Below are 22,810 nucleotides of genomic sequence, written 5' to 3' on the forward strand. Positions count from 1 at the left end.
CCCCTGGACTAAGCGGGAGTACATCCATTTCGTAATGACAAACATCAGGAGCAGTCCAATGAATGTCATCCAGGTTTTCCACCAATGTTGACTGTATATACCCAACGCCTTAAAGAATTCTTCCACTACACAGTAAAGGAAGGCAGCAACCACATTCCAAGAAAACGGCTTTTGGCGAACCGCCAATAACAACGCAGATGCTGCCACAGCGGTCTGCGAGAACAGGTTGCCCACTAACACATCATTAAAGGGATCAAGGCTTGGACTGCGGATAATCATTGGGTAATATACATATGCATCTAGGAAAATAAGGATAAATGTTTCGAAATATAGAGGAAGGCCGACAAGAGTCAAATAGAAAGCAAAGGTTCTGCAGCGGTTTTCCGAAAGGTACAAAGTATAGACTACTTGAATGACGGTTGTGACACCTAATAACAAATACCAGATGGTATTGAACCAGAAGTGACTCATAACAAGACTCTTTTCAATAATGGGAATGTTGTAACGTAAAATTATTATTACCATTTTTTATATATAAAACCGTACTGAAAGACGAAGGAAAAATAAATAGTCGAACTAACGAGGATATCCGGACAATGAGTACGCATCATATCCCCGCCAATTATCCCATGATTAAAACACTTCAATCGCCTTTTCGCCGATATGACCGTTAAGCTGAACCGTACCACAAGTAACGGCGAAAAATAATTGTTGTAATTCTTAAGTTGCTATACAATTGAAATATGTGAAAAGCTGGGATTTACCACTGAATAGGAGTAAATAAGCTACATTGATGCTTAAAATTTTTTCGAAAGAAGGTGTAAATACATGGGTGCAGACAACTCCATACTTTTAAACCGTGTGTTTACACGAAATACATTGCGTGAAATTGTAGAAAGTAATTACAGTGATGCATACGCTTCAGCAATACGTAGATATATTTCTGATCCCTCAGGTAAAGATAACAAGCAACTCATAAGTGAAATATATTGCGTGCTTAAAAAAGAATATCGCAATGAGTATTTTTATAAAAATACTATTTTAAACAAATTGCTGCTCGGCATACACAAGCCCACAACAACGACGGCTTTATCGGAGGTTTCAATAGGAAAGTCTAAAGCTGATTTTGTTTTGATTAATGGACGTGCAGTTGTTTATGAAATTAAGACTGAGCTCGATAATCTTGATCGCCTTGAGTCACAGATTGCTAATTATTTCAAAGCGTTTACTCGTGTATCTGTACTTGCATCTGAGGACCATGTCGATGCACTACTGAAGCTGTTAGGTGACTCTCCAGTAGGAATATGTGTTTTAACTAAGAAGGGCACGATTCAGGAGAAGAAAAAGCCTCAAGAATACCTCAATCAGTTAAACAAAGATATTATGTTTAAAATCCTTCGGAAGCATGAGTATGAAAGTTTGATTGTGAAGCATTTTGGGACTCTTCCTGAAACATCCCAATTTGAGTATTACAGGGCTTGCAAGCAACTATTTTGCCAAATTGATACGGGTGCTGCATATTTGGATTTTGTAGCGACACTAAAAAGACGTAGGCAAATTGATGTGGAATCATATAAACAAATTCCATATGAATTAAAATTTCTCGTTTATTTTTCCGAGTTTAAAACAAATGATTACAGAAGACTTAACTCATTTTTGCAACAAAAGGAGGTTAGTCCGTGTACTTCCCTTATCTGAGAGGTAGACAGTTTGAACTAATAGCTATAAGAGAACTGCTTGAGAAATCGTTACTGAGTAAAAATGTGATGCCGGTTGTTGAACCAGTAAAATTATCTTCTGCCCTAATAAAAACAATGTCATTTTTTCAAGATAAAGATCGTTCTTTGGGGCTAGTTCGAAACCCTCAAGTCGGAAGTATGATTAAAGATTTAGCTGATGAGAAATATGAAAAAGATAAGGGTCGGTTTTATGAAATACTTAAGATGTCGGATGTTATATCTTTTCTTTATGTTGATGGAAAATTATCAGCACATCTTTCTGCCCTTGAGCGTCAAGGAATAAACAAACGGGATATTGCTACCATATGCATTAATCAGGATTCGATTCCCCATTTTGAATCTGCTTATGCTCCCGACTATCCACGATTTAACTTCATACGGGACGAAAGCGGATTTCGTAGAAGAATGCCAAAACAGAGAGTAATGTTTGAAGACCGCTACCCCAAGAAAAGCCGTAACGTAGAGTATCTAGATTCAGAGGATGAACACTTTTCTTCGGATCACCTTTACTACGAGCAGGAAGGATACTTGGGCTTTTCAGATTATTCGGTTGTTGGCAATGAATATTCAGAGTCTGGATTTGCTCCGTATGCGATTGCTATCCATATCGTATATTTCGCGGCTGATCAGACCCTGCGAGTTCGACATTTCGTATCCGATACAAATGATGATATCACAGACCCAGCAGGTAAATTTGCTGAGGCTTTGGAAAAGTTGATCATTTGGAACCAAACTCAGCAACTTGATACATTTGGAGTTCGGGTTTTTGAAAATATGTATAAAAATCGTTCGTACCCCGGACTAGGCACAGTAAAGAAACTATCCATAATGCATCACTTGGAACTTATGAGTAGATATCTGGATGGGGTAAAGTAAATGAAATTTTGTAACCAATGTATTGTTGACGGAGAGTTAAAGCCCATTATCGAAGGTTTGGGACAATTGGAAAACTCTTGTCCGATTTGTGGAAAAAGAAGAGTATTCATTTATGATACCGATATACATTCAGAACTCACAGAATACTTTGAGCAATTACTGGAGATATATACACCTGAATCAATGCTTCCTTCCGAATTTCCGGATGAAGAGAAGAGGTTGTTAGTCAACGAACTGACCGACCGTTGGCATATCTTTAGTAATAAGTTAACTTCAACAGAAGTATATAGAATAATTCGGGCGCTTTGTGCTGAGAAATATACAAGTATGCCGAGTCTCTTCGATGCACGGGTAGGTATAGCAGAGCTAAATGATAAAGAATACCTCCAAGATCACTCATTACTTCGTTCGAATTCCTGGGATGATTTTGTAAAGAATGTAAAGAACCACAATAGATTTCACTCAAATCATATTGAGCTAACTGTTCTAAATCGTTATTGTTCTTTCATTAGGAAAGTGTATAAGAAAGGAACTATACTTTACAGAGGGCGCATATCTTCAGAAGATGGCTTCCCTATAGACCAAATGGGTGCCCCTCCTTCGGATAAGGTAACTGCTGGAAGAGCAAATTCAGCGGGTATACGATGTTTATACTTAGCAAATGATCTTGATACTACAGTTCATGAAATAAGGGCGGGCATCTTTGATTACGTTTCGATAGGGAAGTTTGAATTAATGCAAGATATTGTAGTTGTTGATCTCAAGGCGATTGATCATATAAGCCCGTTTATTGAGGGCTTCGACAAATTGGAACATGCGATCAATAAGGAGCATTTGAATCGCATTAACATGGAAATTGGACGTGCCTTGAGAAGAAGCGACAGCGTTTTGGATTACATACCAACACAGTACATAGCCGATTTTATTAAAAGTATCTTACATGAAGGAAAACCGGAGTATGCCGGGATTGAGTACAATAGTACAATTAATCTGACGGGGCAAAACCTAGCTATTTTTTACCCAGAGCTCTTTGTATGTACTGATGTCGAAGTGTACCACATTAAAGAATTGGAATATAAAAAAGAAATAATATAGACAGGCAGTTACGCTACACCCCCTCTCAATCACCACGCTAGCCCCACAAGCCAAACCAAGCTAAACCAAAGGAGAACGTCCATCACACTCGTTCTTCTTTTCGTCACGCATGATCTTCCAGTGCCACCCTTGCCACTTGCTGCGGTTACGCCCCGCCCAAGCCGATGGGTTCGTAATACTCCCGCGTCACCGTCTCCATACTCTGGATCACAGCATCATGCTGCTTCACCGGGATAAACTGTAGAATCATCGCTGTGACTGCTGGTTCCCTCGCGGCTTCGCGTAGCCTGATTTCTTCTATGCCATATACCGTAGCTGCCATTGGTGAGATTGTGCTTCATCTCAATAGCCTAAATGGACATAACAGGGCTAACCATTTCCATCTTGCTTAACGTTTCGAAGCCCGTACGGTCACTGAAGGAATAGACTTTTGTAGGAAATTATAACCAATTGTAGTAAGATGGGACAAAGAACATCTTGAGTGGGGTATGGAATGTTTCTTCTTGCAGTTATAGGGCTTGGTGTTATTGCTGGATTGCTACAGCCAAAGAAGAAGAGAAGAAGCGGAAAGAAGCGTCCTGCTAGCGAAGGGGAAAGGCGAGTTGAACCGTCACGGAAGAAGACGAATCGAAGCGCGAAGACATGCAGGCAGGACGAGGCCCTTCTATCTAGTTCATTAGACGATCTGAACGGGGTCGAGTTTGAACGCCTGTTAGCCATGTACTTCCGGGATCAGGGATACGTTGTTCATGAGGTTGGAGTCGGCGGGAATGATGGAGGAGTCGATCTCGTCATAGTGGACAAGCGTGGTGAAAGGACGGCTGTGCAGGCCAAATGCTATGCGGATCATAATCTAGTTCCTGTGCAGACAGTTCGAGAACTTGTCGCAGCTAAGCGAAACCACAACTGTATGCTGACTTTACTCGTCACAACGTCCGACTTGACGAGACCAGCGAAGAAGGAAGCGGAGCAGTTTCGCGTAGAGTATTGGCATGGTGGGCTTGTTGGAGAGAAGTTACGAAAGTGGGGAAAATGGCAGTCTAAGGGCAAGCAGAAGGCACGATGAACACAAGAAGGCACCCATCGGGTGCCTTTCGATTTCGCTCTAATATAGATGATACGGTGAACCCTATCACAAGTAGGGCGAAGTTTTTGCTGTGTACCCATATACTTATTAATATTGTTTGCATGGTGTGACTTTGATGATCTGTACAGTACGGTGCGAGTCAGCCAGAGTATGACATTGTCATAGTTGCAGGGTGACAGAATGCTCAAAGTGTCGGTCAAAGGTAGTCAGGACGCGAGCTCGACGCTGCAGATGTGCTTCCTGTCGTCCAGCGTGATCCTCTTCACGATCAGGTGCATTAGGGTCTTGTGCTGCGGGAAGGCCTTTTTGATAGCGTTCCTACGTACACTGGGATACCCTTAAATTCACTTTAAGCCATTGGCCGGATGCCTGTTCAGATCATCTTGGGAATGATCTGCTCGTGTTGCGAGTATTAGAAAAATGCCGATAACCGACATAACGATGACAATGATAAAGGAGACTGTAAAGTTAATATTGAAGGATAAAAATCGACTTAGAATAGAAGGACCAAATGCACCTCCTAAAATACTTAAAAGAGTGAAGAGTCCCATCCCGATACCAATCTCCGCTTTTTTTAAGGTCGATGGCACAACATTGGCAGCGGATGATACTAATGTGGTATAGCCGAGCGCAAAGATGAACATGACGATCCCAATGCCGATGGGCATGTCTTGCAAAACCGCCATAAGCAGTGCTCCCAGAATCATAAAACCATGACCAGCTAGGATAATGATCCTGCCATTGTACTTGCGAGAAAGTGCTCCCATGTAAGGGCCGAACAACGAACCAATCAGTGCGCCTGGGAACATGACGATGCCGATCAAGCTTGCTTGCAAGTTACCGCCCTGTTTTAGAACCAAGGGCAATAAAAATAAAGCGGCCGGATATGCAGATGTGCCTGCAAATACAGAGAGCAAGGAATTTCTGTAGCCTTTGTTAGCGAGTAAAGAGATGGTGATAAAAGGTGCGTTCTTCCCGCGTATGTGGAATGAAAACGCAATAAGCATCAGAACAGCAATTATTAATAGATAAGGATTTAGGCTGATTCCTAGTACCAGAATGCCTACTGACAAGGAGAATAAAATAGCTCCTAAGACATCGAATTTCTCCCCTTGTGCAACATTAGTAGGGAAGTGTTTCACAACAAATGGGATAATAAATACGATCAAGAGAGAAACAACAAAAAGACCGTGCCAACCAAACAGTTGAATAATAAATCCGCTGAGGACTGGGGCTACTCCGCCCATCAGCGCGAAAGTAGTAGACACAAGGCTTAATGCTTTGCCTCTGTTCTCGGGTTTGAAATATTTAGGCGGAACTACATACGCTAGGGAGGGAATAGCCGCAGCACCAGCTGCTTGAATAATTCTTGCGGCTACAACGGCCGGAAAAGAGCTCGAAAAAAACCCCATTAGCGAACCAAGAGTGAATAGGGCAATCCCTATTAGTATTAATGACCGTGCAGAGAAACGATCGGTAAGCTTTCCATACGTACCCGAACCTGCTGCTAATACAACAGCATACAGCGTCGTTATCAGACTGCTTTCGGAAGTGGACAGATGCAAGTCTTTAATAATAAATGGAACAGCAATGTTGAACATATAGACATTCATCGTGGCCAATGATGAGGCAATTAATAATAGGGCTAGCAATGCTTTTTCGTTTATAGGTTTTGCGATAGAATCCATCCTCAATCTCCTTCGGCCATAGTTCTGTTGAATTTGCACTAAATTTAGATTAACATTAAACGGAGAGCTCTCCTCTTTATATTAAGCGGAGAGCTCTCCGGATGTCAATATGAACCAAGTTTAGCATGAGGGGTGTTAATATGTCGGAGGAAATCAAGGCAATTCAGTCGCGAATGGAACGACGTGATGCCGCCGAGAATCGTCAACGAATATTGGTCGCAGCCCATAAACTTTTTGAGCAGCACGGCGTGGATCAGGTAAGTATGAATCAGATAGCGGCGGAAGCCCAGATAGGTCCGGGTACCCTATATCGTCGTTATGCCAATAAAGGCGAATTGTGTTTGGATTTAATAAAAGACAGTGTCGTTCGGTTCTTCGAAGATATAGAGCAATATCTATTGCAGAATCAGCAAGAGCCGCCGGACCACCGGTTAAAGGGAATTCTCAAAATTTACATGCCTTTCATTGAGAAGAAGGCACAACTACTAACAGGAGGCAAGGGGTCCGCGTCAGCTCAGCGACTTCCGTATCAATCACAGAATCCGCTCTATAACAAAATGCATCAAATCGCAGTCGAGTTATTCGATGAGATGGCAGCAGCGGATCATCCAAGCCCAAATAGTATATTTAAAGCAGATATGCTGCTGATCGCCATAAGTATTGATTCATATTTTTATCAAAGAGATGTTCGTGGCTATTCACCCGATGAAATTTTGGAACACCTTTGCTCTACATTCATTAAAGGGGTTTAATGCAGTCGTGGGTTTCAGGGCTCTTCCTGACGCAGGAAAAGCCCTTTCTACATCCTCGTTGATGCGAAGTGAAAGTCTGTTACATTAAATTCTCTTGAAGTAATGCTTTTAATCCTGCCGTATTCATTACGTTCCATGGCGTGTTTAATCCTGGCTGAAAGAAGAAGTCGGCATAGGCCAATTGTTCTAATGTGCATCCGGTTTGAATCGCAAGGGAGACCGTATTGATATTAGCAGTCAAATCAACTTTAGACATGATTTGTCCCCCTAAAATCTTTAAAGTTGTTGGATCGTAAACCAGTTTGAACATAACGGTCGTCTCCGGAGAAAACAGGGCCGTCTCTTGTTCCAAGTAAACGGATTTTATTTCAATGCCAAGCTTTTTTGCCGTTTTATCATTCAAACCAGTTGTAGCGAAATAATAATCGAAAATCTGCGCACCTGAAGAGCCTTGTACACCAGGAAGCGGATGAGTTGCATCGTATAAGTTTTTTACTGCAAAATGGGCTTGACGACGCGCGTTGGTTCCTAATGAAACATTCATCCGCATTTTACCGGGATGGTACCAAACCGTTGTTGCATCCCCAATGGCGAAAATATCGGGATCACTTGTACGCATGTATTCATCTGTTTTAATTCTGCCATCCGGCAATAATTCCACTGCGCCTCGCAACCATTCCGTGTTGGGACGATTGCCGGCAGACAAGATAACCAGGTCAACTGAATAGGTGTCTTTTTTAGTTACAACCTTGACGACTCTATCCTTTTCATCACCGACAAATTCGATAATCGAGTTGCCCAGTGCCAATTCCACATTTCGATCTTTCATTTCTTTTTCAAGTACATCCGTAAATTCTTTATCTAAATAGGAGCTTAAAGGACGATCGTTGATGTCCATTAACGTAACCTTTTTCCCTGATTCGGCGAATAATGAAGCTGCTCCAGTCCCAATGTATCCTGCGCCAACAATAACAACGTTTTTAATATCTGGATCTGCAGCATGTTTTCTCATATTGAATATATCCTGTCGACTGCTCATCGTACCGATGTTTTTTAAATGATGTCCAGGGACAGGAGGAATAAATGGCTTTGCACCAGGACTTAAAATGATTTTGTCATAACCCTCCTTTCGCGTTTCCCCTGTCATATGATTGAATATTTCCACTTGGTGTTTGCCAGGTTCTACTTTAGTTATTTCAGTGTTGCCGAAAATGGATACTCCTTGTTGTTGTATGGTTTCAAGATCCTTGGCCGGAATGGAGGAGAAGTCTCCTTTGTCATACCATTGAACGTTCGCTTCCGGACACATCAATCGTAACGCTCCAACCGCTTCAAAACCTCCGTGTGATGCTCCTAAAACAATAGTTTTCATTATTCCCTCTCCTTTAAATACATTGATGTATCTTATTTTATAATTAGGATACACCTTTGTATCTTAAGGAGTCAATTAGATACACCGTTGGACCTTATTCATTTAAGATACAGTTTGCTGTATAATGAACGTACAAGGAGATAGAGAGCGATGACCGAGTCAAATAAAAGCCGCCGCCGCGGCGACCAATTACAACATGATATTTATGCAGTAACGTATCGTCTGCTGGAGACGGAAGGGTACAGCGCGATTAATTTTGCGCGTATTGCTCGTGAGGCGAATACCAGTCGTTCGGTGGTTTATCGTTATTGGGATACCCCGTTTGATTTAGTGTTTGCAGCTGTCCAACAACGGATGCAACAATCGGAAGGGGTATTCAAGAGTCTGGATTTTGACAGGGGCAGTCTCCGTGATCATTTAATATATGTTGGTCAGCAATTTATTTTGGAGTCCAACAATGGACCGTTTAAACTTTTTAAAATGCTGTTTTCCGAGATGATTAACCAGCAGGAGCGAGAACGGACAAGCCAGATGTTGGCCGAAGCAACGGCTTCCAATATTAAGATTATGGATAACGTTCTTCAGCGGGCCGTACAACGGGGAGAAATCACAAAATTCCCACCTAAAGCGACCAAACTAATTCTTTTTGAGCAAATTCGCTATACGTTTATGCTTGAAAATGGATGGGTGTCGCATCAGAAATTGGAAGAGATTGTTGATCATGTGGTGTTGCCGGCAATTTTATATTTTTCTAAACAGTGAAATTGGCAGAAGCCACCCGATTGGTGCCTTTTGATTTCGCTCTAGGAACTGGACGAGGAACGTTGGATATTCAGATGGTTCATAGATAGCCATAACGTAGAGGGATTTAAGGAATCAAGTTTTATCCCCTCCTGAGGACAAGAACTTGATTCCATTGACGTAAAGGACAGTGCTTGTTCAATCATCTACAGACCTTGCCTTAGCTGGGTAAGGAAGAGGCAGACTTACCTCAAACGAATTACTAATCCGTAATGTTTCCGCACCAGCGAGTGATTCCTTCATTTATTGTTTGCATTGGATTCGGATCTGCTAGAGAAATCGCCCAGGCAATATGTCCATCAGGCCGAATAAGCGCCGTGTGGACGTCGTTCCAATCCGCGTCTGCCTCAAGCAAAGATGCATGTACGACTTGAAGGTTGCTATACGTTTCCCATTGACCGCTATCCTGTTCATTATAATGGAAGCGCAACAGAAGAAAAGCACCTTTGTGCAGGAGCGGATAGGAGTTCGTCAATTGCCCGTCTCTCAGCTTTAAGCTGAGATCCTTGAAACGTTTCCCGTTTAAAGGATGGGGAGGCGCTTCGGCGTCTGGAGCATAATGTACATCCATTGCGGCGATTTGTGCGGCGATTTGATAATTAGCCTCCGGTATTTGAATCAGATTAGCCAGCATGCTTCGCAGTTCCATGATAGGAGGAGTCACGTCCAGAAGCAGGGTTTGGACCTCGGTATTCCGGAGCAAGGCCGTATTCCATGGGAAACGTTCGGTATGATAGCTGTCCAATAGCCAGTCCGGAGCCCAACCTTTGATTGCTCCTGCAAGCTTCCAGCCTAAGTTCATCGCTTCTTGCAAGCCGACGTTCATTCCCTGTCCGCCAGCCGGAAAATGAATGTGCGCCGAATCTCCCGCCAGGAACAATCGACCATTCCGATAGCGTCCCGCTTGCCGCGTCGCATTTCCGAAACGGGACATCCATTTCACCTCGTTCAATCCCAGGTCGCTTCCGGTCGTACGGATGATCGATGAACGAAACTCTTCCAACGTAACGGGCTCATCCTTAGAGACGTTACGTCTCTCCATATCGATCATTAAGACCCGATAGATTTGATCATTGATCGGCATGATGCTGACCAAACCTTTTTCTGTAATCCGGGATATGACGCTCATAGGAGCCAAATCAGATAGAACAGCATCTCCGAGAATAGCCGTGAAGGTCGCGTCCGTACCTTCAAAGGAGATATTTGCCTGTTTGCGAACCAAGCTTCTGGCTCCGTCCGTACCTACCACATAAGCAGCTCTTAATGTTGTTTCTCCATTGGGTCCGGCGATCTTAACGTCGACCCCATCCTCATCCTGATGCACAGATAGAGCCTCAACCTCTCTCCAGACCTCTGCGCCAAGGCTAAGAGCCCATTCCTCCAGCACCTTCTCCGTCTCACTCTGCGGTAAAAAGAGAGTGTGATTGGAAGTAGAATCCAACGCCGAGAAATCCAAGGGAGTTGCTAATCCGGCAAAATGCCCTCTCGGAAGTAAGCGGCCTGTATTGATTAATTGTGATTTCACTCCACGCATATCTAATATTTCAAGGGTTCGTGGATGTACGGTAAGCGCGCGTGAATAGGGAGTTGTCTCTTTTAATCGCTCAATGACGCAGACCTTTACACCGGCTAATGCCAATTCTCCAGCCAACATCATGCCGACAGGTCCGCCACCGATAAGGATGACATCATAGTTCATATAAATAACCTCTTTTCTTAAATATTATGGGAAGATAACGATAGCGTCTATTTCGATAAGCCATTCAGGATCGGCTAGTGCTTGAACGCCTATATATGTACTTGCTGTCTTCGGCCAATTAGGGCCAAACACATGAAATCCGGCGTCAAAAATAATCGAAATCAATTCCGGGTTGTGGTTTACCACAGTTTAGAGGCGGAAGTTACCACGACATGAGAAATTACAGATGTAACCTTATCCGTCAATGTCTTTGGATTCATTATTTCCATAGGCAAGTCTCCTTCATTGGTTATTGTTTCACATGAAATTTTTTTAATGCTGATTAATAAAGGGATGATAAAAAAATAGCATATAATATAGTTTCATATGAAACTATATCATTGTACGGTGTCACTCCTTATTCTGTCAACCCCACCCAATATGAGCACACCCGTTTGTTTCTCATGAAATATTCTATGATATAATGAAACAAATGAGTCGAGGAGCCAGCAAAATCATGGATACTGCCAATAAAAACAAAGCCGCAATTCATGAATTTTTCGTTCAGTTTCTTCAGCAAAAAGAGCAATATGAAACCCGAATAACTGCAGCATACCTCGAGGATATCCGGAAGCATATCGAACCGGAATTCAGCTTGAACATGACGGAACTGCACACCATTGCGTGTATCGGAGAGCGGGAGCCGATCAATGTCACTTCCATCGCGGAAAGGTTAAATCTAAGCAAAGGGAATACCTCCAAGATCGCAAATAAATTATTAAAGGCAGGTTGGGTGCGAAAAGCCCAACTCAACGATAACAAAAAGGAAGTGTATTTTCGGCTAACGCCTGTCGGCAAAAAGCTATTTGCTGCTCATGATGAGCTCCATACGAAGGAAAAGCAAAGAATGTACGGATTTTTGGAAAAATTCAACGAACGCGATCTTGAATTTATCAAACGGCTGTTTGAAGATATGGTTGACTTCTATCGCTAACGTACCTCAACAACTGCACCTATGTTAGACATCAATAACATGGGAATTTCATGCACGACGAATCGTAGGAATCAAGGCACCCAAGCGGGTGCCTTTTGATTTGTTCTATCCGTGTGTAAAATGCTTTTCCAGCTTTGACCTTGTTGCTGGGAGAGGCGTGTAAATCATCACTCTCATATCAGGATCATTGGGGATTTGCAGGGTAATATGATCAAACTCCAAATGCCCCATGTCAGGATGCTCCACTTCTTTAAATCCTTCAAGAGAGCTTGGCGTTTCATGCTGCAGCCATAGACGGTCAAATTCGGGGCATACACGTTTAAGGTCTTCAATTAATCCGGCAAACGATGAATCTTCAACGTAGCGGGCAGATGCCGTGTGGAATTCCGCAATCATTCCCGCAGCCTTTTGGTCGAAATCCTTGAAGCGCCCCCTCCATACTGGGTCTGTGAAATACCGCCAGATTAAATTGAATTCATGAGGCGGGGATGCTGAGGAAATGGAGAAAGCCTCATTCGCAGCATCATTCCAGGCCACAAAATCCGAGCGTCTTCCCAAAACATATGCGGGATTCGGAGTAAGGTCATCCAGTATCCTTTGAAATGCGGATCCGATGCTTTATCCATGAGGAGACAAGTAGGGAGGAAGCGATTCTCCTGCGAGAAAAAAGAGATGGCGTCGTTCGTTGGGGCCGAGCCTTAAAGCCGCAGCTAGACTTTCCAACACTTGTATGGATGGACGCACATCACGTCCCTGCTTCAGCCACACGTACCAGGATGTGCCGATATTCGTCAGTTGGGCAACCTCTTCCCGACGCAATCCGGCTGTCCGGCGGCGCGTCCCCGTCGGCAATCCCACATCTTCAGGAGAAAGGCTAGACCTCCGTTTGCGCAAAAATTCACCGAGAGCCGAACGGCGCTCGCTATCGTTCATATCAACCCCTCCTTGCCTATTATTCGGAAACCTATGATCAAGCAACCTCTCGTCAGTAGTGTATTAGCAAATTATACTCGGTCGTAGAATAAGGCTTCAATTCAGTTTGAAGCCTTTCAGAACCATTGCCGAATCCAAAGGAGACAGACCATGCAAACAACAACTCAGCACAAAAATAACAATTCTGAAGGAATGCTTAGCAATAAGGTAGCTTTGATTACAGGGGCCAGCCGGGGCATCGGAGCGGCGGCAGCCAAACTCTTCGCCGAAGAAGGAGCGGCGGTTACGCTCGTCGCAAGAACAGAAGCGGCTCTGCGTTCCGGAGTAGAGGAAATTATCGCGAAAGGCGGCAAAGCCGATTACATTGTGGCCGATCTGGCCGATTCCGCCAGCATCGAACGGGCGGTTCAAACGACCGTTGAACGTCACGGCCGCTTGGATATCGCCTTCAATAATGCTGGAATTGGGGCCCCCCTTTCGCCCATAACAGAGGTCACGGAAGAGGAATTCGACCTTCTTCAGGCTGTAAATTACAAAGGAATCTGGGTGGCAATGAAAGCGGAAATCAAGGCTATGCTCAATACCGCAGGTGCCGGTGCCATTGTCAACAACAGCAGCGTGGGCAGCTTCCGAGGTAATCCGGGGTTATCTGTCTACGGAGCCGCCAAACGGGCTGTTAATAGTCTGACCGAAACGGCTGCAGTTGAATTCGGACCTTCGGGCATCCGGGTAAACGCTATTGCGCCTGGTACCACCATGACCGAGATGATCGAGGGATTAGTTGCTCAAGTTCCAGATATAATTGAAAAAAGCAACTCATTGACGCCTCTTAGACGTCCTGCCAATCCGCATGAGATCGCGCAAGCGGCAGCCTGGCTATTAAGCGATCGCGCCTCATTCGTGACAGGCGTCGTTCTGCCGGTGGATGGCGGTGCAAGAGCGTAATTCCAAACAAAGGGAGTATCTGAAGGGTCCATTGATCCGGGATACTCCTTCCGTATGCTCCGCTTGCATTACTTTCTATTGTGGCAAACTCTCCAAATCCGTCTGCAATTTATTGCGCAATACATAAAGCATGATAGCACCCACAAAGAACGAGACGGCATCCGCAATGACGAGGGACCAAACAACCCCATGGAATCCGTTTATTTGATTGGCGATATAAAGCACAGGAATGAGAGTAATGCCCTGAATAATCGACATAATAAACGCGGCGGTTCCTTGCGCTGTCGCTTGGAAGATTCCTGTAAACAACGTAGTCATTCCCGTAATGAACAAGGATAGGAACGTTACATGCAGAATGTAGCTGCCCATCTCGATTAATAACGGGTCATTGGTGAAAATGCCAATCAAGTGATCCGAAATCACGTAGACGACAACACCGAACACAACTGCTAACGTCAAAATCACTTTGATCGTGAATTGAATGGTATGCTTCATACGTACTTTATTTGCTGTAAAAGTGAAAGCAATTAATGGCACAACTCCCTCGCATAAACCCATTAGAATAACCTCAGGCATTTGCAATAAGCGGGATGAAATTCCGAATGCCGCTATTGCCTGTTCCCCATACTCGACCAGATAACGGTTAAATAGGAGTGACATTGCACCCAAAAAGACACTCATGATAAAGACGGGAACACCGACTTTAAATACATTACCTAGAATTTCTTTAGAAGCTTTAAACCATTTTATCGAAAATGTTAAGAATCGGCTCCTTTTCCCTATGTGGAATGTAAAAAATAGGCTCGCAACCAAAGTGGAAATGACAGTAGCCGCCGCCACACCTTTCACATCCCAATTGAAGACGAAGATAACTAATGCATCGAGAATAATATTCACGACTACACTAAGAATCATACCGATCATCGATTTCATTGCCGAACCCTCTGCACGCACGATATTCTCCAGCGTGTTGAATAATATGATGATCGGTGAACCAATAATCATAAATGTGACATAATCCTTCGTAAAACCAAAGGAATCAGGAGTTGCTCCCAGTTTATTAACAATGAAATCAACCAGTGGGAGTGCGACGGCAATCACGACAATGCCAAGCGCTAAACTGCTGTAAAAGGCGAAGGCGGACGCATGCCTAACATCATCATATCTTTTTTCGCCTAATAAGCGGGAAATGAATGCACTACTCCCGACGCCAATTAAGTTTCCTAGCGCCATAATGATTGAAAATAATGGCAAAGTTAGTGCAAGTGCAGTTAGCATGGGCGTACTGTTGAGCGTACCCAGGAAGTAGGCGTTCAGGAGCGAATAGATGACGCTCATCGACGTACCAAGCATCATCGGTATGGCGAAGTGCGCTACGGCTTTGGCAATTGGTGCTTTTTCAAAGTAGTGGAGATTGTTTGAGTTTTCCATCTTTCCTGTTTCCATGTAGGTCACCGCTTTCTTATTTAATAGTCATTAAAATTTGCAAATGGAAAAGAAAGTTGTAATATAAGGGTGACTACCTTTATATTGTGGTCCGTAATAATGAGGTACCTCATCAATTGCGATTATTAATGTATTACATACTTCTTTCTTTGTCAAGGGAGCGACTTTATTTATGTCAAGTAAAGCAACTAGCCATAATCCAGCTGCTGATGTAGTGCAGCTCCTATTGCATGCAGCCCGTCAAGTACGTCAGGAATTTGAAGTAGAGCTTGCCTCGTCAAATCAGCCGGTTCAACTTTCAGGACCACGAGGTTTTCTTCTTCTAACAGTATGGGAAGCAGAGAAGATTCGAATGAACGAATTAGCCATTAAATTAGGATTAAAGGCAAGAACTATTACGGAACAAGTGGATTCCCTCGAACGTGATGGCTTTATCAAACGAACTGCCGATCCGAATGACCGTCGTGCCACGTTGTTGATGCTTACCGAGGAAGCGCTTCGCCATATGCACCATCTAAAAGTTGTTCAAGAGCAAATATCGGAGAAATTGCTTAGAGAGTTTTCTGCAAAACAACGAATCGAATTAGTTGAATTACTATCCAAATTCATTAATGGAAAAGAAAATGAGTCTAATCGATAACTGCTTCATTTGGTAAGCGGGTGTGTATGTCTAGGCTTTCCGAAGACGACTGCCATCTAAATGATGAACACGACGTGTCACAGTCATTCGAAGGGCTGAACTAACGGGGGTTGAATCGTCAACATCAGTCCGCCGACTACTTCGGTAGCCTGATGTACATATACCACCGCCTGAATGACGTGCTTTTGAAGGGGGATAGAGTTCATGAATCCGAACGTCAGCTCTTCCACATTGACTTACCATAAAAGTATCTTGCATGGTGTGGAAATCAAACGGTGCCGGCAAACCTATCAAAGCTACAAGCCGCACGTGCACAACGAATTGTCCATCGGCTATATTGAGGAAGGCTCCACGCAGGTGGATTTTGAGAGAGAGACCATTCCTTTTAGGCAAGGCGACGGGATTGTCATTCCTCCGCTTGTGAGTCATTGCTGCTCCCCGACAGACATTCGTCAGTGGCGGTTTGTGATGCTCTATATTGACCCCCGCTATTACGAGAGCAGCTTGAGATTTGATCAAGTCATGAAGCTATACGGCGATCCCCTTCGGCAAGTAACGGATTTCATTCGGCTGCTGGAAACGGAAGAGGATAAAGATATTCTGGAAAGTCGATTGATTGAACTGTTGGCGGAGCTTGGGGAGCCCTTAACGGAGGACACCCATCCAAGCGATGAAGGCTATCAAGCGGAGCGGATCATGGAAATACGGAATTGGCTGGTTAATCGGTTTCAAGAGAATTGGACGCTGGAGACGCTGGAGGATACCTTCGGTCTCAGCCGGTTTACCATTATCCGCCAGTTTAAACGGAGATTTCATACCACGCCAAGGGCGTTCCAACTGCAGCTAAAAGTCGCTGCCTCCAAAAAGCTGCTCGCTGAAGGAGTCGAACCATTCGAGATCATAGAGCAGGTCGGATTTTATGACCAGGCCCATTTCATCAGGGAATTCAAGAAGATGACCGGGGTCACACCCAAGGGTTATCTGCAAAGCCTGTAGAAAGGGCATGTTCCGTCAATTTCATACAATACGGCCTCTTATGGTTCGGATACGATGGGAGTATTCTGGGTATAAGGGGTCTTTGAATTGGATCGGTTGAGATTGACGCTTGTCATGGTCGTATGGGGAAGCATTGGGGTTTTTACGCGGCATATTGAGCTATCCCCTTTTGTGCTGGCTTTCTTAAGGGCAGTAATCGCCCTGCCGGTATTATTGGTATTTATAAGAAGGAGGCCGGCAGTCCAACGGATCTCGTTCCGCCAAACAAAGCCCTACCTGGTTTCTGGCGCACTGATCGGATTAGCTTGGGCCGCCCTCTTCTACGGGTATCGAAATACGAATATCTCTACAGCGGTCATCATCTATAACATGTGCCCGGTGTATGTCATGCTGGCGGCCCCACTCGTCCTTAAAGAACGACTGACCCGACTGCGGGTGGGCATCGTTGGTATCTCGTTTATCGGATTATGCCTGGTTGTAGGTACGGGGGGGTTCGGCCCAGCCGGGTTTTCGTCTCAGGGGATGTGGGGCATGATTCTCAGTGGTGTGTCCGGCATGTTGTACGCGGCCATCGTGATCATCAATCGCAAGGCGGCCAATCAAGCGGATCATGCTATGGCTACATTCCTCCAAATGGGTGCGGCTAGCATGGTGCTATTGCCGTTCGTGCTGGCTGAAGGGGAATGGGGGCAGGTTCTGGCCGCGGATGGAACGGAGATCCTGTTGACATGCATTCTTGGAGTTGTCCATACGGGCCTGGCCTATAACCTATATTTCTCAACCTATCACCGTGTGTCGTCCATCGAGATTGCTTCTTACAGCTATTTGGAGCCGGTGTTTGGCATCATGTTCAGTGTCCTCTTGCTGGGAGAGACCTTAGCTGTGACGCAGCTGATCGGTGGTTTGATGATCCTGGGATCTACTTATTTGGGGGAGTGGATGCATTCGGTAAATCCTAACACAAGGGCGAGGGATTGAATGGATGAGGCCCGATCAGCTTGTTTTAAGAGCTGATACGGGCCGATACGGATTATAGCGATTAAAGCATCGGCTGTTCCCATTCACCTTTGATTACTATTCCTGTCTCTTTCGCCGCTGCTTCAAGATCATGGATTTCCTGTGCTGTCAGCGTGATTTCAGCGGCTTTAGCAGCATCGGAAATTTGGGAAGTTCTCGTAACGCCGATGATCGGAACGGTTCCTTTCGCAATGGCCCAAGCGATGGCAACTTGTGCAGAAGTCGCCTTGTGCTTATTGCCGATTTCCTTCATAACATGGATCAAGCCTTCCAGTTGCGCAAGCACGTCTCCATTAAACGCCTCCCCTCTTCGGGTGCCGCTTGGGAGAGGATTTTGCGCATTGTATTTGTCGGTTAATGCGCCTTGTTCCAACACCATATAGGAGAAGAACACCATGTTGTTTTCGTTGCAGTAATCCATAATTCCGGCTTCTTCGGACGAACGGTACAGTAAGCTGTAATGATTCTGTACAGCAGAGATTTTCAGCCCTTCTTCAGCCAGAATGCTTTGCGCTAGCTTGATTTCCTCCAGATTGTGGTTGGAGACGCCCGCATATTTTACTTTCCCGCTTTTCATGAGCGGAATCAGCTCGGGAGTCCATCTTCTGACATCAAGAGGATTATGGATCCAATAGATATCCATATGGTCCGCGCCGAGCCGATTCAGGCTGCTGTTCAAGCTGTCTTCGACAGGCCCGCCCATTCGCGGATTGAATTTCGTTGACAGCAGCACATCGTCGCGGCCTTTTGCAAACTCGCCAAGAATGCTTTCGGAGGCTCCCATTCCGTACACGGTCGCAGTGTCCCATAAGTTGAGTCCGGCTTTCAACGCCGAATCGAAAACCGGTCTTAAGTCTTCCGCGGTAAGATGATTCCCGAAAACAGCATCCCCGCCGCCTTGACCGGTCCCCCATGACCAGGTACCAAGAGCGATCGAAGGAATCATTTCATTTTGCAATTTTACCTTTTTCATTTGTTCCAACACCTTTTCATTTTTAATAATGCTGCGTTTACCGCATGAGCTAAGAATATCAAGGAGACGAATGAATTTCTTTGCCTACAAGCTCATTCTATTTGTTTATTTAGCTCATTTTGTTTCTAAACTCCGACGGCGGAAGTCCGAATCTTTCCTTGAATACTTTGGAGAAGTGAGCGATATTTTCGAATCCGGTCGAATAACAGACATCCGTAACCGATAACGCTGTTGCCGCTAACAGTTCCTTGGCTTTATCCAGCCTCCGATTGCGAACCCATTTGAGCGGGGGGGTGTTGTATATGGCTTGAAAATCCCTTTTGAACGTAGCCAGGCTTCTGCCGGACAAATAGGCCAGGTCGTTAAGGGAAACGGGATTCAAGAAGTTCTCCTCCATGATCATTGCGATGCTGCCTCTGTCCTTGCTCATGGGTTGCATCATTTGATGCAACAAACGATCGTTCGAATCGGCTAGGTGAAACAGCAATTCCATCAGCTTCACGCGAACCAGACCGTCTTTGACTTCGTCAGGGTTCTCGAAATAGGGCTTTAACGACTCGATATAGCTTCCAATACGGGCATTGATCGGAAAGACGGTAACCGGAACAACATCATTCACAGGATAAATCGGTTTTAAGCCGGCGAATTTGAGGAATTCCTCTACGATCTTCTCGTTCAGGAAAAACATCATATAGTCGAGGATGTAATCGGAATCGGGCTCGCCCGCTTTCTCGTATTCGACTCCGATCGATTTATGAATAAACATCATTTCGTTGCTCCGCATCGTATATTGTTGATCACCGAAGCGAACGGTATAGACACCCGACTTGATGAATAGCAGAAGATGATCCTGCAAAAAAAAAGCTCCTTTTCTGCCTTGCGTGTAAAAAGAGAATTCGATAACGGACATTCCATCCAGCTTCAAGCTCCCATTATGATTCGGAGACTTTACCAGTTCATATGGCGCCTTGACCATTTTGCTTGATCTCATCGTCATAGACGTTCCCGCCTTACTCGTTCCTGCGATTGCGCTAGTTTCCATTTCAGTATCACCCCTTCGGTTATGCCAGCCTGAGCTTCCCTTTAATAAACGTTTCAACACATATACTTTCAGTATAACTGGAAACCGGCGAGCATACTTTGCTGAGAAGCTCAAACGACTTGTTCATTTAGCTCTTACAAGTTTTTACCGGAAGGTGCTTAAGCGGATTAGGCTTTTTAGGTGTGACTCTGCAGTTAGCAGGAGATTGCGGCCATTCACGTTCAAGCTCATCCGGTGGCTTGCTCCCCAAAAGAGCCTAAATTAACCGTTACAACCTCGACAACCTCTTCCACCATCGACTCCAGCGTGCGGGCTTGAATCTCCCTGCTCCACTGCAGGGCTGACCCGAATATGCCCCAACTGACCACAAGAGCCTTAGCTTCCAGCTTTTCTTGCGGGCCGCTCTGTTTAGGCTCCGATTTAAGCCATTGGAGCAGGAGACGATACAATTCCTTTTGCATGGCGTTCTCCAGCAGCGGCTCAAATTGCTTGTCTCCCGGCGAGAGGTACTGTCGAAATCGTACTAGAAATTGAAAGACGGTCTGAACAAGGACATACAGATTGTCCGGACTGAAGGCAGCATCTTCCGGCAGTCTTTTTCGGAGAATGAGTTGGAACTTCTCTGTCATCCAATAAGCGAGAAAAGCGAATTTGTCTTCAAAATGGGCATAGAAGGTTGCGCGGTTGACGACCGCTCGATTCGCAATGTCATGAACAGAAATGGAATAGATGTTCCTCTTTTCGTCGAGCAGATCGTTAAAGGCTTGAATAAACAACTGGCGGGTTCTCTTTACACGGGGGTCGCTGGGATTTACCGGCATGCTAAAACCACGCTTTCTTCGGATCTTAAAAACAAACAAAACGGCGATTGTGTCGGGAACTCAACGAAACCGGCCTTTTGTTGATTGTTGACCGGGCTCCAACCCTTTATCTTTTGCTTATGCGATATATGGTTACACAAATCCGTATAGTAAGCAAACTTTTACAAAGAAGAAAGGGTGAGAGTAACATGATTATCGTTACTGGAGCGAATGGGAAGTTAGGCAGGGGCGTGGTCGAGCAGCTGCTTAAGCTCATCCCGGCTGAGCAGATTGGCGTCAGTGTTCGGGATGTGAGCCAGGCGCAGGACTTAAAGGAGCGCGGCGTACGTGTTCGACATGGCGATTTCATTGAGCCGGAGAGCTTGCTGCATGCTTTTGAAGGCGCGTCGCAGGTTCTCCTTGTTTCAACCGGCATTTTGGGAGATGCGGGGATCCGCCAGCACCAAACCGCGATTGACACGGCAAGGAAATCCGGCGCCGGACGGGTGCTGTACACGAGTCATATGGGCTCATCTTCGACGTCGTATTTTCCGCCTATGGTTCACCATGCAGCGACAGAGGATTTGCTTAAAGAGTCGGGTATGCGCCACACGTCTCTTCGCAACGGTTTTTACGCCTCCTCATTGGTTGGATTAATCGGCGATGCCGTCAAAACGGGTGAATTGATCGTTCCCGAGGACGGTCCGATTGCCTGGACAACGCACTCGGATTTGGCCGAAGCTACTGCAGTGATTTTAACCGAGAAGAACTGGGATGGACCATCCCCGAATCTAACGGCCTCTGAAGCGATTGACATGGAGGGGGTTGCGGCGATGGTATCGGATATCGTCGGCCGGCCTATCTACCGGAAAGTCGTAACGGACGAAGCGTATCGGGCGTATCTGACTACACAAGGGTTTCCGGAAGTGCGCATTGCAATCACCTTGGGTATATTCCGTGCCAGCCGCAACGGGGACTTCGCGCAAACGAATAACGCTTTAGCTGACCTGATCGGCCGACCTCCGATGAAGCTAAGAGACTTTCTAAAAGAATCTTTACCTGTATAGGCGCGCTGTGAATGCTGTTTTAGGTTAATACTTGTCAAGAAAGGGCCATCCCGCAAAGGATGGCCCAAAAACTTACGGCGAAAAATTTATAAGAAATTCGGGTGTTGACATTAAATGGTTGATCGGATATATTTGTTACATACCAACCGTATGTATGAAAGGAGAAGCAAATGGCAAGAAATAAATATCCTGAAGAAACAATCAACCAAATCCTAACCGTAGCTCTTAACCTGTTCATTCAAAAAGGATACGAGCAGACTTCCATTCAGGATATCATCAACGAGTTGGGCGGGCTGACGAAAGGGGCCATTTACCATCACTTCAAGTCGAAAGAGGAGATCATGCTGGCCGTCACCGACCAGTTGTTCAAAGGCGTTGACGAGATGCTGTCCGGTGTCCGGGACGACAACGGGCTGAACGGCCTGGAAAAACTTCGCAAGATTTCCCGCGTCGCTCTCGACAATCCCGCCCAGAACGAAATGGCATCGGCGGCGCCGAACCTCTTACGCAATCCGAAGCTGTTGGCGGCACAGATTGAGAACATCATCGAGAAGGCCGTACCCATCTACATCCAACCCATCATCGAACAGGGGGTGCGAGACGGCTCGATCCGAACCGACTATCCAAGGGAGCTAAGCGAAGTGTTGATGGTTCTCACCAACATTTGGCTAAACCCTGGGGTCATCCCAGCTTCGCCCGAGGTCGTGTTGCGCAAGTTAAGGCTATTCGATGAAATATTGAAAGGCCTGGGGCTTGACCTGTTCGATGAACAAATGTTTCAACGCTACGAGGGATGGCTTCGCTTGTCAACTAGAGAAGTCCGTATAGAAAACTAAACTGCCGAAAGGCAGCTTATTTTTAAGCCTATA

22 protein-coding genes are annotated in these 22,810 nt (G+C 45.2%); 13 read left to right on the plus strand and 9 right to left on the minus strand.

Features of this window, described 5'->3' with window-relative positions:
- The first annotated feature begins 828 nt into the window (after window positions 1-828).
- The 4 genes from H7B67_RS08455 to H7B67_RS30795 all read left to right on the plus strand — a co-directional run bounded on the left by H7B67_RS08455 (window position 829) and on the right by H7B67_RS30795 (window position 4,776).
- Complete coding sequence (locus H7B67_RS08455) at window positions 829-1,698, plus strand: sce7726 family protein (RefSeq protein WP_185119372.1); 870 nt, start codon at window positions 829-831, stop codon at window positions 1,696-1,698.
- Entirely contained in the window at window positions 1,680-2,615 is a 936-nt protein-coding gene (locus H7B67_RS08460) for a sce7725 family protein (RefSeq protein WP_185119373.1), read from the plus strand. Before H7B67_RS08455 ends, H7B67_RS08460 begins: the two co-directional genes overlap by 19 nt.
- Window positions 2,616-3,710 (plus strand): RES family NAD+ phosphorylase, encoded by a 1,095-nt coding sequence (locus tag H7B67_RS08465; RefSeq protein WP_185119374.1) that lies wholly within the window; start codon window positions 2,616-2,618, stop codon window positions 3,708-3,710. It begins immediately after the preceding gene.
- A 718-nt stretch (window positions 3,711-4,428) separates the two neighbouring features.
- On the plus strand, window positions 4,429-4,776 hold the full coding sequence (locus H7B67_RS30795; protein WP_246476036.1) for a restriction endonuclease: 348 nt from the start codon (window positions 4,429-4,431) through the stop codon (window positions 4,774-4,776).
- A 365-nt stretch (window positions 4,777-5,141) separates the two neighbouring features.
- Here the strand turns inward: H7B67_RS30795 and H7B67_RS08475 are convergent, their stop codons facing one another.
- Window positions 5,142-6,485 (minus strand): MFS transporter, encoded by a 1,344-nt coding sequence (locus H7B67_RS08475; protein ID WP_185119376.1) that lies wholly within the window; start codon window positions 6,483-6,485, stop codon window positions 5,142-5,144.
- 140 nt (window positions 6,486-6,625) lie between these two features.
- On the opposite strand from H7B67_RS08475, the gene H7B67_RS08480 reads away from it, so the two are divergent.
- Window positions 6,626-7,237 (plus strand): TetR/AcrR family transcriptional regulator, encoded by a 612-nt coding sequence (locus tag H7B67_RS08480; RefSeq protein WP_209649155.1) that lies wholly within the window; start codon window positions 6,626-6,628, stop codon window positions 7,235-7,237.
- Between the two features lie 79 nt (window positions 7,238-7,316).
- Here the strand turns inward: H7B67_RS08480 and H7B67_RS08485 are convergent, their stop codons facing one another.
- Window positions 7,317-8,609 (minus strand): FAD-dependent oxidoreductase, encoded by a 1,293-nt coding sequence (locus tag H7B67_RS08485; RefSeq protein WP_185119378.1) that lies wholly within the window; start codon window positions 8,607-8,609, stop codon window positions 7,317-7,319.
- Between the two features lie 150 nt (window positions 8,610-8,759).
- Here H7B67_RS08485 and H7B67_RS08490 point away from each other — a divergent pair, with 150 nt between their 5' ends.
- A complete protein-coding gene (locus tag H7B67_RS08490; RefSeq protein ID WP_185119379.1) occupies window positions 8,760-9,371 on the plus strand; it encodes a TetR/AcrR family transcriptional regulator in 612 nt (203 codons plus the stop codon).
- A 241-nt stretch (window positions 9,372-9,612) separates the two neighbouring features.
- Here the strand turns inward: H7B67_RS08490 and H7B67_RS08495 are convergent, their stop codons facing one another.
- Window positions 9,613-11,109, minus strand: a complete 1,497-nt coding sequence (locus H7B67_RS08495) for a monooxygenase (RefSeq protein ID WP_185119380.1) — start codon at window positions 11,107-11,109, stop codon at window positions 9,613-9,615.
- Window positions 11,110-11,605: 496 nt separating this feature from the next.
- Here H7B67_RS08495 and H7B67_RS08500 point away from each other — a divergent pair, with 496 nt between their 5' ends.
- The gene (locus tag H7B67_RS08500; RefSeq protein WP_185119381.1) at window positions 11,606-12,082 is read left to right on the plus strand and encodes a MarR family transcriptional regulator; all 477 of its coding nucleotides are present in this window, start codon (window positions 11,606-11,608) and stop codon (window positions 12,080-12,082) included.
- A gap of 105 nt (window positions 12,083-12,187) precedes the next feature.
- Here the strand turns inward: H7B67_RS08500 and H7B67_RS30640 are convergent, their stop codons facing one another.
- Both H7B67_RS30640 and H7B67_RS30645 read right to left on the minus strand, forming a co-directional pair.
- Complete coding sequence (locus H7B67_RS30640; RefSeq protein ID WP_209649161.1) at window positions 12,188-12,697, minus strand: MmyB family transcriptional regulator; 510 nt, start codon at window positions 12,695-12,697, stop codon at window positions 12,188-12,190.
- A 3-nt stretch (window positions 12,698-12,700) separates the two neighbouring features.
- Window positions 12,701-13,015, minus strand: coding sequence for a helix-turn-helix domain-containing protein (locus H7B67_RS30645; RefSeq protein ID WP_209649154.1), 315 nt, complete (start codon window positions 13,013-13,015; stop codon window positions 12,701-12,703).
- Between the two features lie 150 nt (window positions 13,016-13,165).
- Here H7B67_RS30645 and H7B67_RS08510 point away from each other — a divergent pair, with 150 nt between their 5' ends.
- Window positions 13,166-13,960 carry an SDR family NAD(P)-dependent oxidoreductase gene (locus tag H7B67_RS08510; RefSeq protein WP_185119382.1) on the plus strand — a complete coding sequence of 265 codons (795 nt, stop codon included), beginning with the start codon at window positions 13,166-13,168 and terminating at the stop codon, window positions 13,958-13,960.
- 75 nt (window positions 13,961-14,035) lie between these two features.
- Here the strand turns inward: H7B67_RS08510 and H7B67_RS08515 are convergent, their stop codons facing one another.
- Entirely contained in the window at window positions 14,036-15,406 is a 1,371-nt protein-coding gene (locus tag H7B67_RS08515; RefSeq protein WP_245363196.1) for an MATE family efflux transporter, read from the minus strand.
- A 172-nt stretch (window positions 15,407-15,578) separates the two neighbouring features.
- Between H7B67_RS08515 and H7B67_RS08520 the strand changes: the two genes are divergently transcribed.
- From H7B67_RS08520 to H7B67_RS08530, 3 genes are all read left to right on the plus strand, one after another.
- Window positions 15,579-16,046 carry a MarR family winged helix-turn-helix transcriptional regulator gene (locus H7B67_RS08520; protein WP_185119383.1) on the plus strand — a complete coding sequence of 156 codons (468 nt, stop codon included), beginning with the start codon at window positions 15,579-15,581 and terminating at the stop codon, window positions 16,044-16,046.
- A gap of 204 nt (window positions 16,047-16,250) precedes the next feature.
- Window positions 16,251-17,042 carry a helix-turn-helix transcriptional regulator gene (locus H7B67_RS08525; protein WP_185119384.1) on the plus strand — a complete coding sequence of 264 codons (792 nt, stop codon included), beginning with the start codon at window positions 16,251-16,253 and terminating at the stop codon, window positions 17,040-17,042.
- 87 nt (window positions 17,043-17,129) lie between these two features.
- Window positions 17,130-18,020 (plus strand): DMT family transporter, encoded by an 891-nt coding sequence (locus tag H7B67_RS08530; protein ID WP_185119385.1) that lies wholly within the window; start codon window positions 17,130-17,132, stop codon window positions 18,018-18,020.
- A gap of 61 nt (window positions 18,021-18,081) precedes the next feature.
- On the opposite strand, the gene H7B67_RS08535 is transcribed toward H7B67_RS08530, so the two are convergent.
- From H7B67_RS08535 to H7B67_RS08545, 3 genes are all read right to left on the minus strand, one after another.
- Window positions 18,082-19,032 carry an aldo/keto reductase gene (locus H7B67_RS08535; RefSeq protein WP_185119386.1) on the minus strand — a complete coding sequence of 317 codons (951 nt, stop codon included), beginning with the start codon at window positions 19,030-19,032 and terminating at the stop codon, window positions 18,082-18,084.
- 109 nt (window positions 19,033-19,141) lie between these two features.
- Entirely contained in the window at window positions 19,142-20,134 is a 993-nt protein-coding gene (locus H7B67_RS08540; RefSeq protein ID WP_343069201.1) for a helix-turn-helix domain-containing protein, read from the minus strand.
- 167 nt (window positions 20,135-20,301) lie between these two features.
- Window positions 20,302-20,850, minus strand: coding sequence for a TetR/AcrR family transcriptional regulator (locus tag H7B67_RS08545; protein WP_245363192.1), 549 nt, complete (start codon window positions 20,848-20,850; stop codon window positions 20,302-20,304).
- A gap of 233 nt (window positions 20,851-21,083) precedes the next feature.
- Between H7B67_RS08545 and H7B67_RS08550 the strand changes: the two genes are divergently transcribed.
- Window positions 21,084-21,941 carry an SDR family oxidoreductase gene (locus H7B67_RS08550; protein WP_185119388.1) on the plus strand — a complete coding sequence of 286 codons (858 nt, stop codon included), beginning with the start codon at window positions 21,084-21,086 and terminating at the stop codon, window positions 21,939-21,941.
- 170 nt (window positions 21,942-22,111) lie between these two features.
- The gene (locus H7B67_RS08555) at window positions 22,112-22,777 is read left to right on the plus strand and encodes a TetR/AcrR family transcriptional regulator (RefSeq protein WP_185119389.1); all 666 of its coding nucleotides are present in this window, start codon (window positions 22,112-22,114) and stop codon (window positions 22,775-22,777) included.
- Window positions 22,778-22,810 lie beyond the last annotated feature (33 nt).

It is taken from the genome of Cohnella thailandensis (assembly GCF_014212135.1).
In the GTDB taxonomy this organism is placed as follows: Bacteria; Bacillota; Bacilli; order Paenibacillales; family Paenibacillaceae; genus Cohnella; species Cohnella thailandensis.

What these genes read in the sequence shown, in the direction of transcription:
- H7B67_RS08455 (WP_185119372.1), top strand. Translation starts at nt 829, where the DNA reads ATGGGTGCAGACAACTCCATACTTTTAAACCGTGTGTTTACACGAAAT.
- H7B67_RS08465 (WP_185119374.1), top strand. Translation starts at nt 2,616, where the DNA reads ATGAAATTTTGTAACCAATGTATTGTTGACGGAGAGTTAAAGCCCATT.
- H7B67_RS30795 (WP_246476036.1), top strand. Translation starts at nt 4,429, where the DNA reads ATGTACTTCCGGGATCAGGGATACGTTGTTCATGAGGTTGGAGTCGGC.
- H7B67_RS08475 (WP_185119376.1), bottom strand. Translation starts at nt 6,485, where the DNA reads ATGGATTCTATCGCAAAACCTATAAACGAAAAAGCATTGCTAGCCCTA.
- H7B67_RS08480 (WP_209649155.1), top strand. Translation starts at nt 6,626, where the DNA reads ATGTCGGAGGAAATCAAGGCAATTCAGTCGCGAATGGAACGACGTGAT.
- H7B67_RS08485 (WP_185119378.1), bottom strand. Translation starts at nt 8,609, where the DNA reads ATGAAAACTATTGTTTTAGGAGCATCACACGGAGGTTTTGAAGCGGTT.
- H7B67_RS08490 (WP_185119379.1), top strand. Translation starts at nt 8,760, where the DNA reads ATGACCGAGTCAAATAAAAGCCGCCGCCGCGGCGACCAATTACAACAT.
- H7B67_RS08495 (WP_185119380.1), bottom strand. Translation starts at nt 11,109, where the DNA reads ATGAACTATGATGTCATCCTTATCGGTGGCGGACCTGTCGGCATGATG.
- H7B67_RS08500 (WP_185119381.1), top strand. Translation starts at nt 11,606, where the DNA reads ATGGATACTGCCAATAAAAACAAAGCCGCAATTCATGAATTTTTCGTT.
- H7B67_RS30645 (WP_209649154.1), bottom strand. Translation starts at nt 13,015, where the DNA reads ATGAACGATAGCGAGCGCCGTTCGGCTCTCGGTGAATTTTTGCGCAAA.
- H7B67_RS08510 (WP_185119382.1), top strand. Translation starts at nt 13,166, where the DNA reads ATGCAAACAACAACTCAGCACAAAAATAACAATTCTGAAGGAATGCTT.
- H7B67_RS08515 (WP_245363196.1), bottom strand. Translation starts at nt 15,406, where the DNA reads ATGGAAACAGGAAAGATGGAAAACTCAAACAATCTCCACTACTTTGAA.
- H7B67_RS08520 (WP_185119383.1), top strand. Translation starts at nt 15,579, where the DNA reads ATGTCAAGTAAAGCAACTAGCCATAATCCAGCTGCTGATGTAGTGCAG.
- H7B67_RS08525 (WP_185119384.1), top strand. Translation starts at nt 16,251, where the DNA reads ATGAATCCGAACGTCAGCTCTTCCACATTGACTTACCATAAAAGTATC.
- H7B67_RS08535 (WP_185119386.1), bottom strand. Translation starts at nt 19,032, where the DNA reads ATGAAAAAGGTAAAATTGCAAAATGAAATGATTCCTTCGATCGCTCTT.
- H7B67_RS08550 (WP_185119388.1), top strand. Translation starts at nt 21,084, where the DNA reads ATGATTATCGTTACTGGAGCGAATGGGAAGTTAGGCAGGGGCGTGGTC.
- H7B67_RS08555 (WP_185119389.1), top strand. Translation starts at nt 22,112, where the DNA reads ATGGCAAGAAATAAATATCCTGAAGAAACAATCAACCAAATCCTAACC.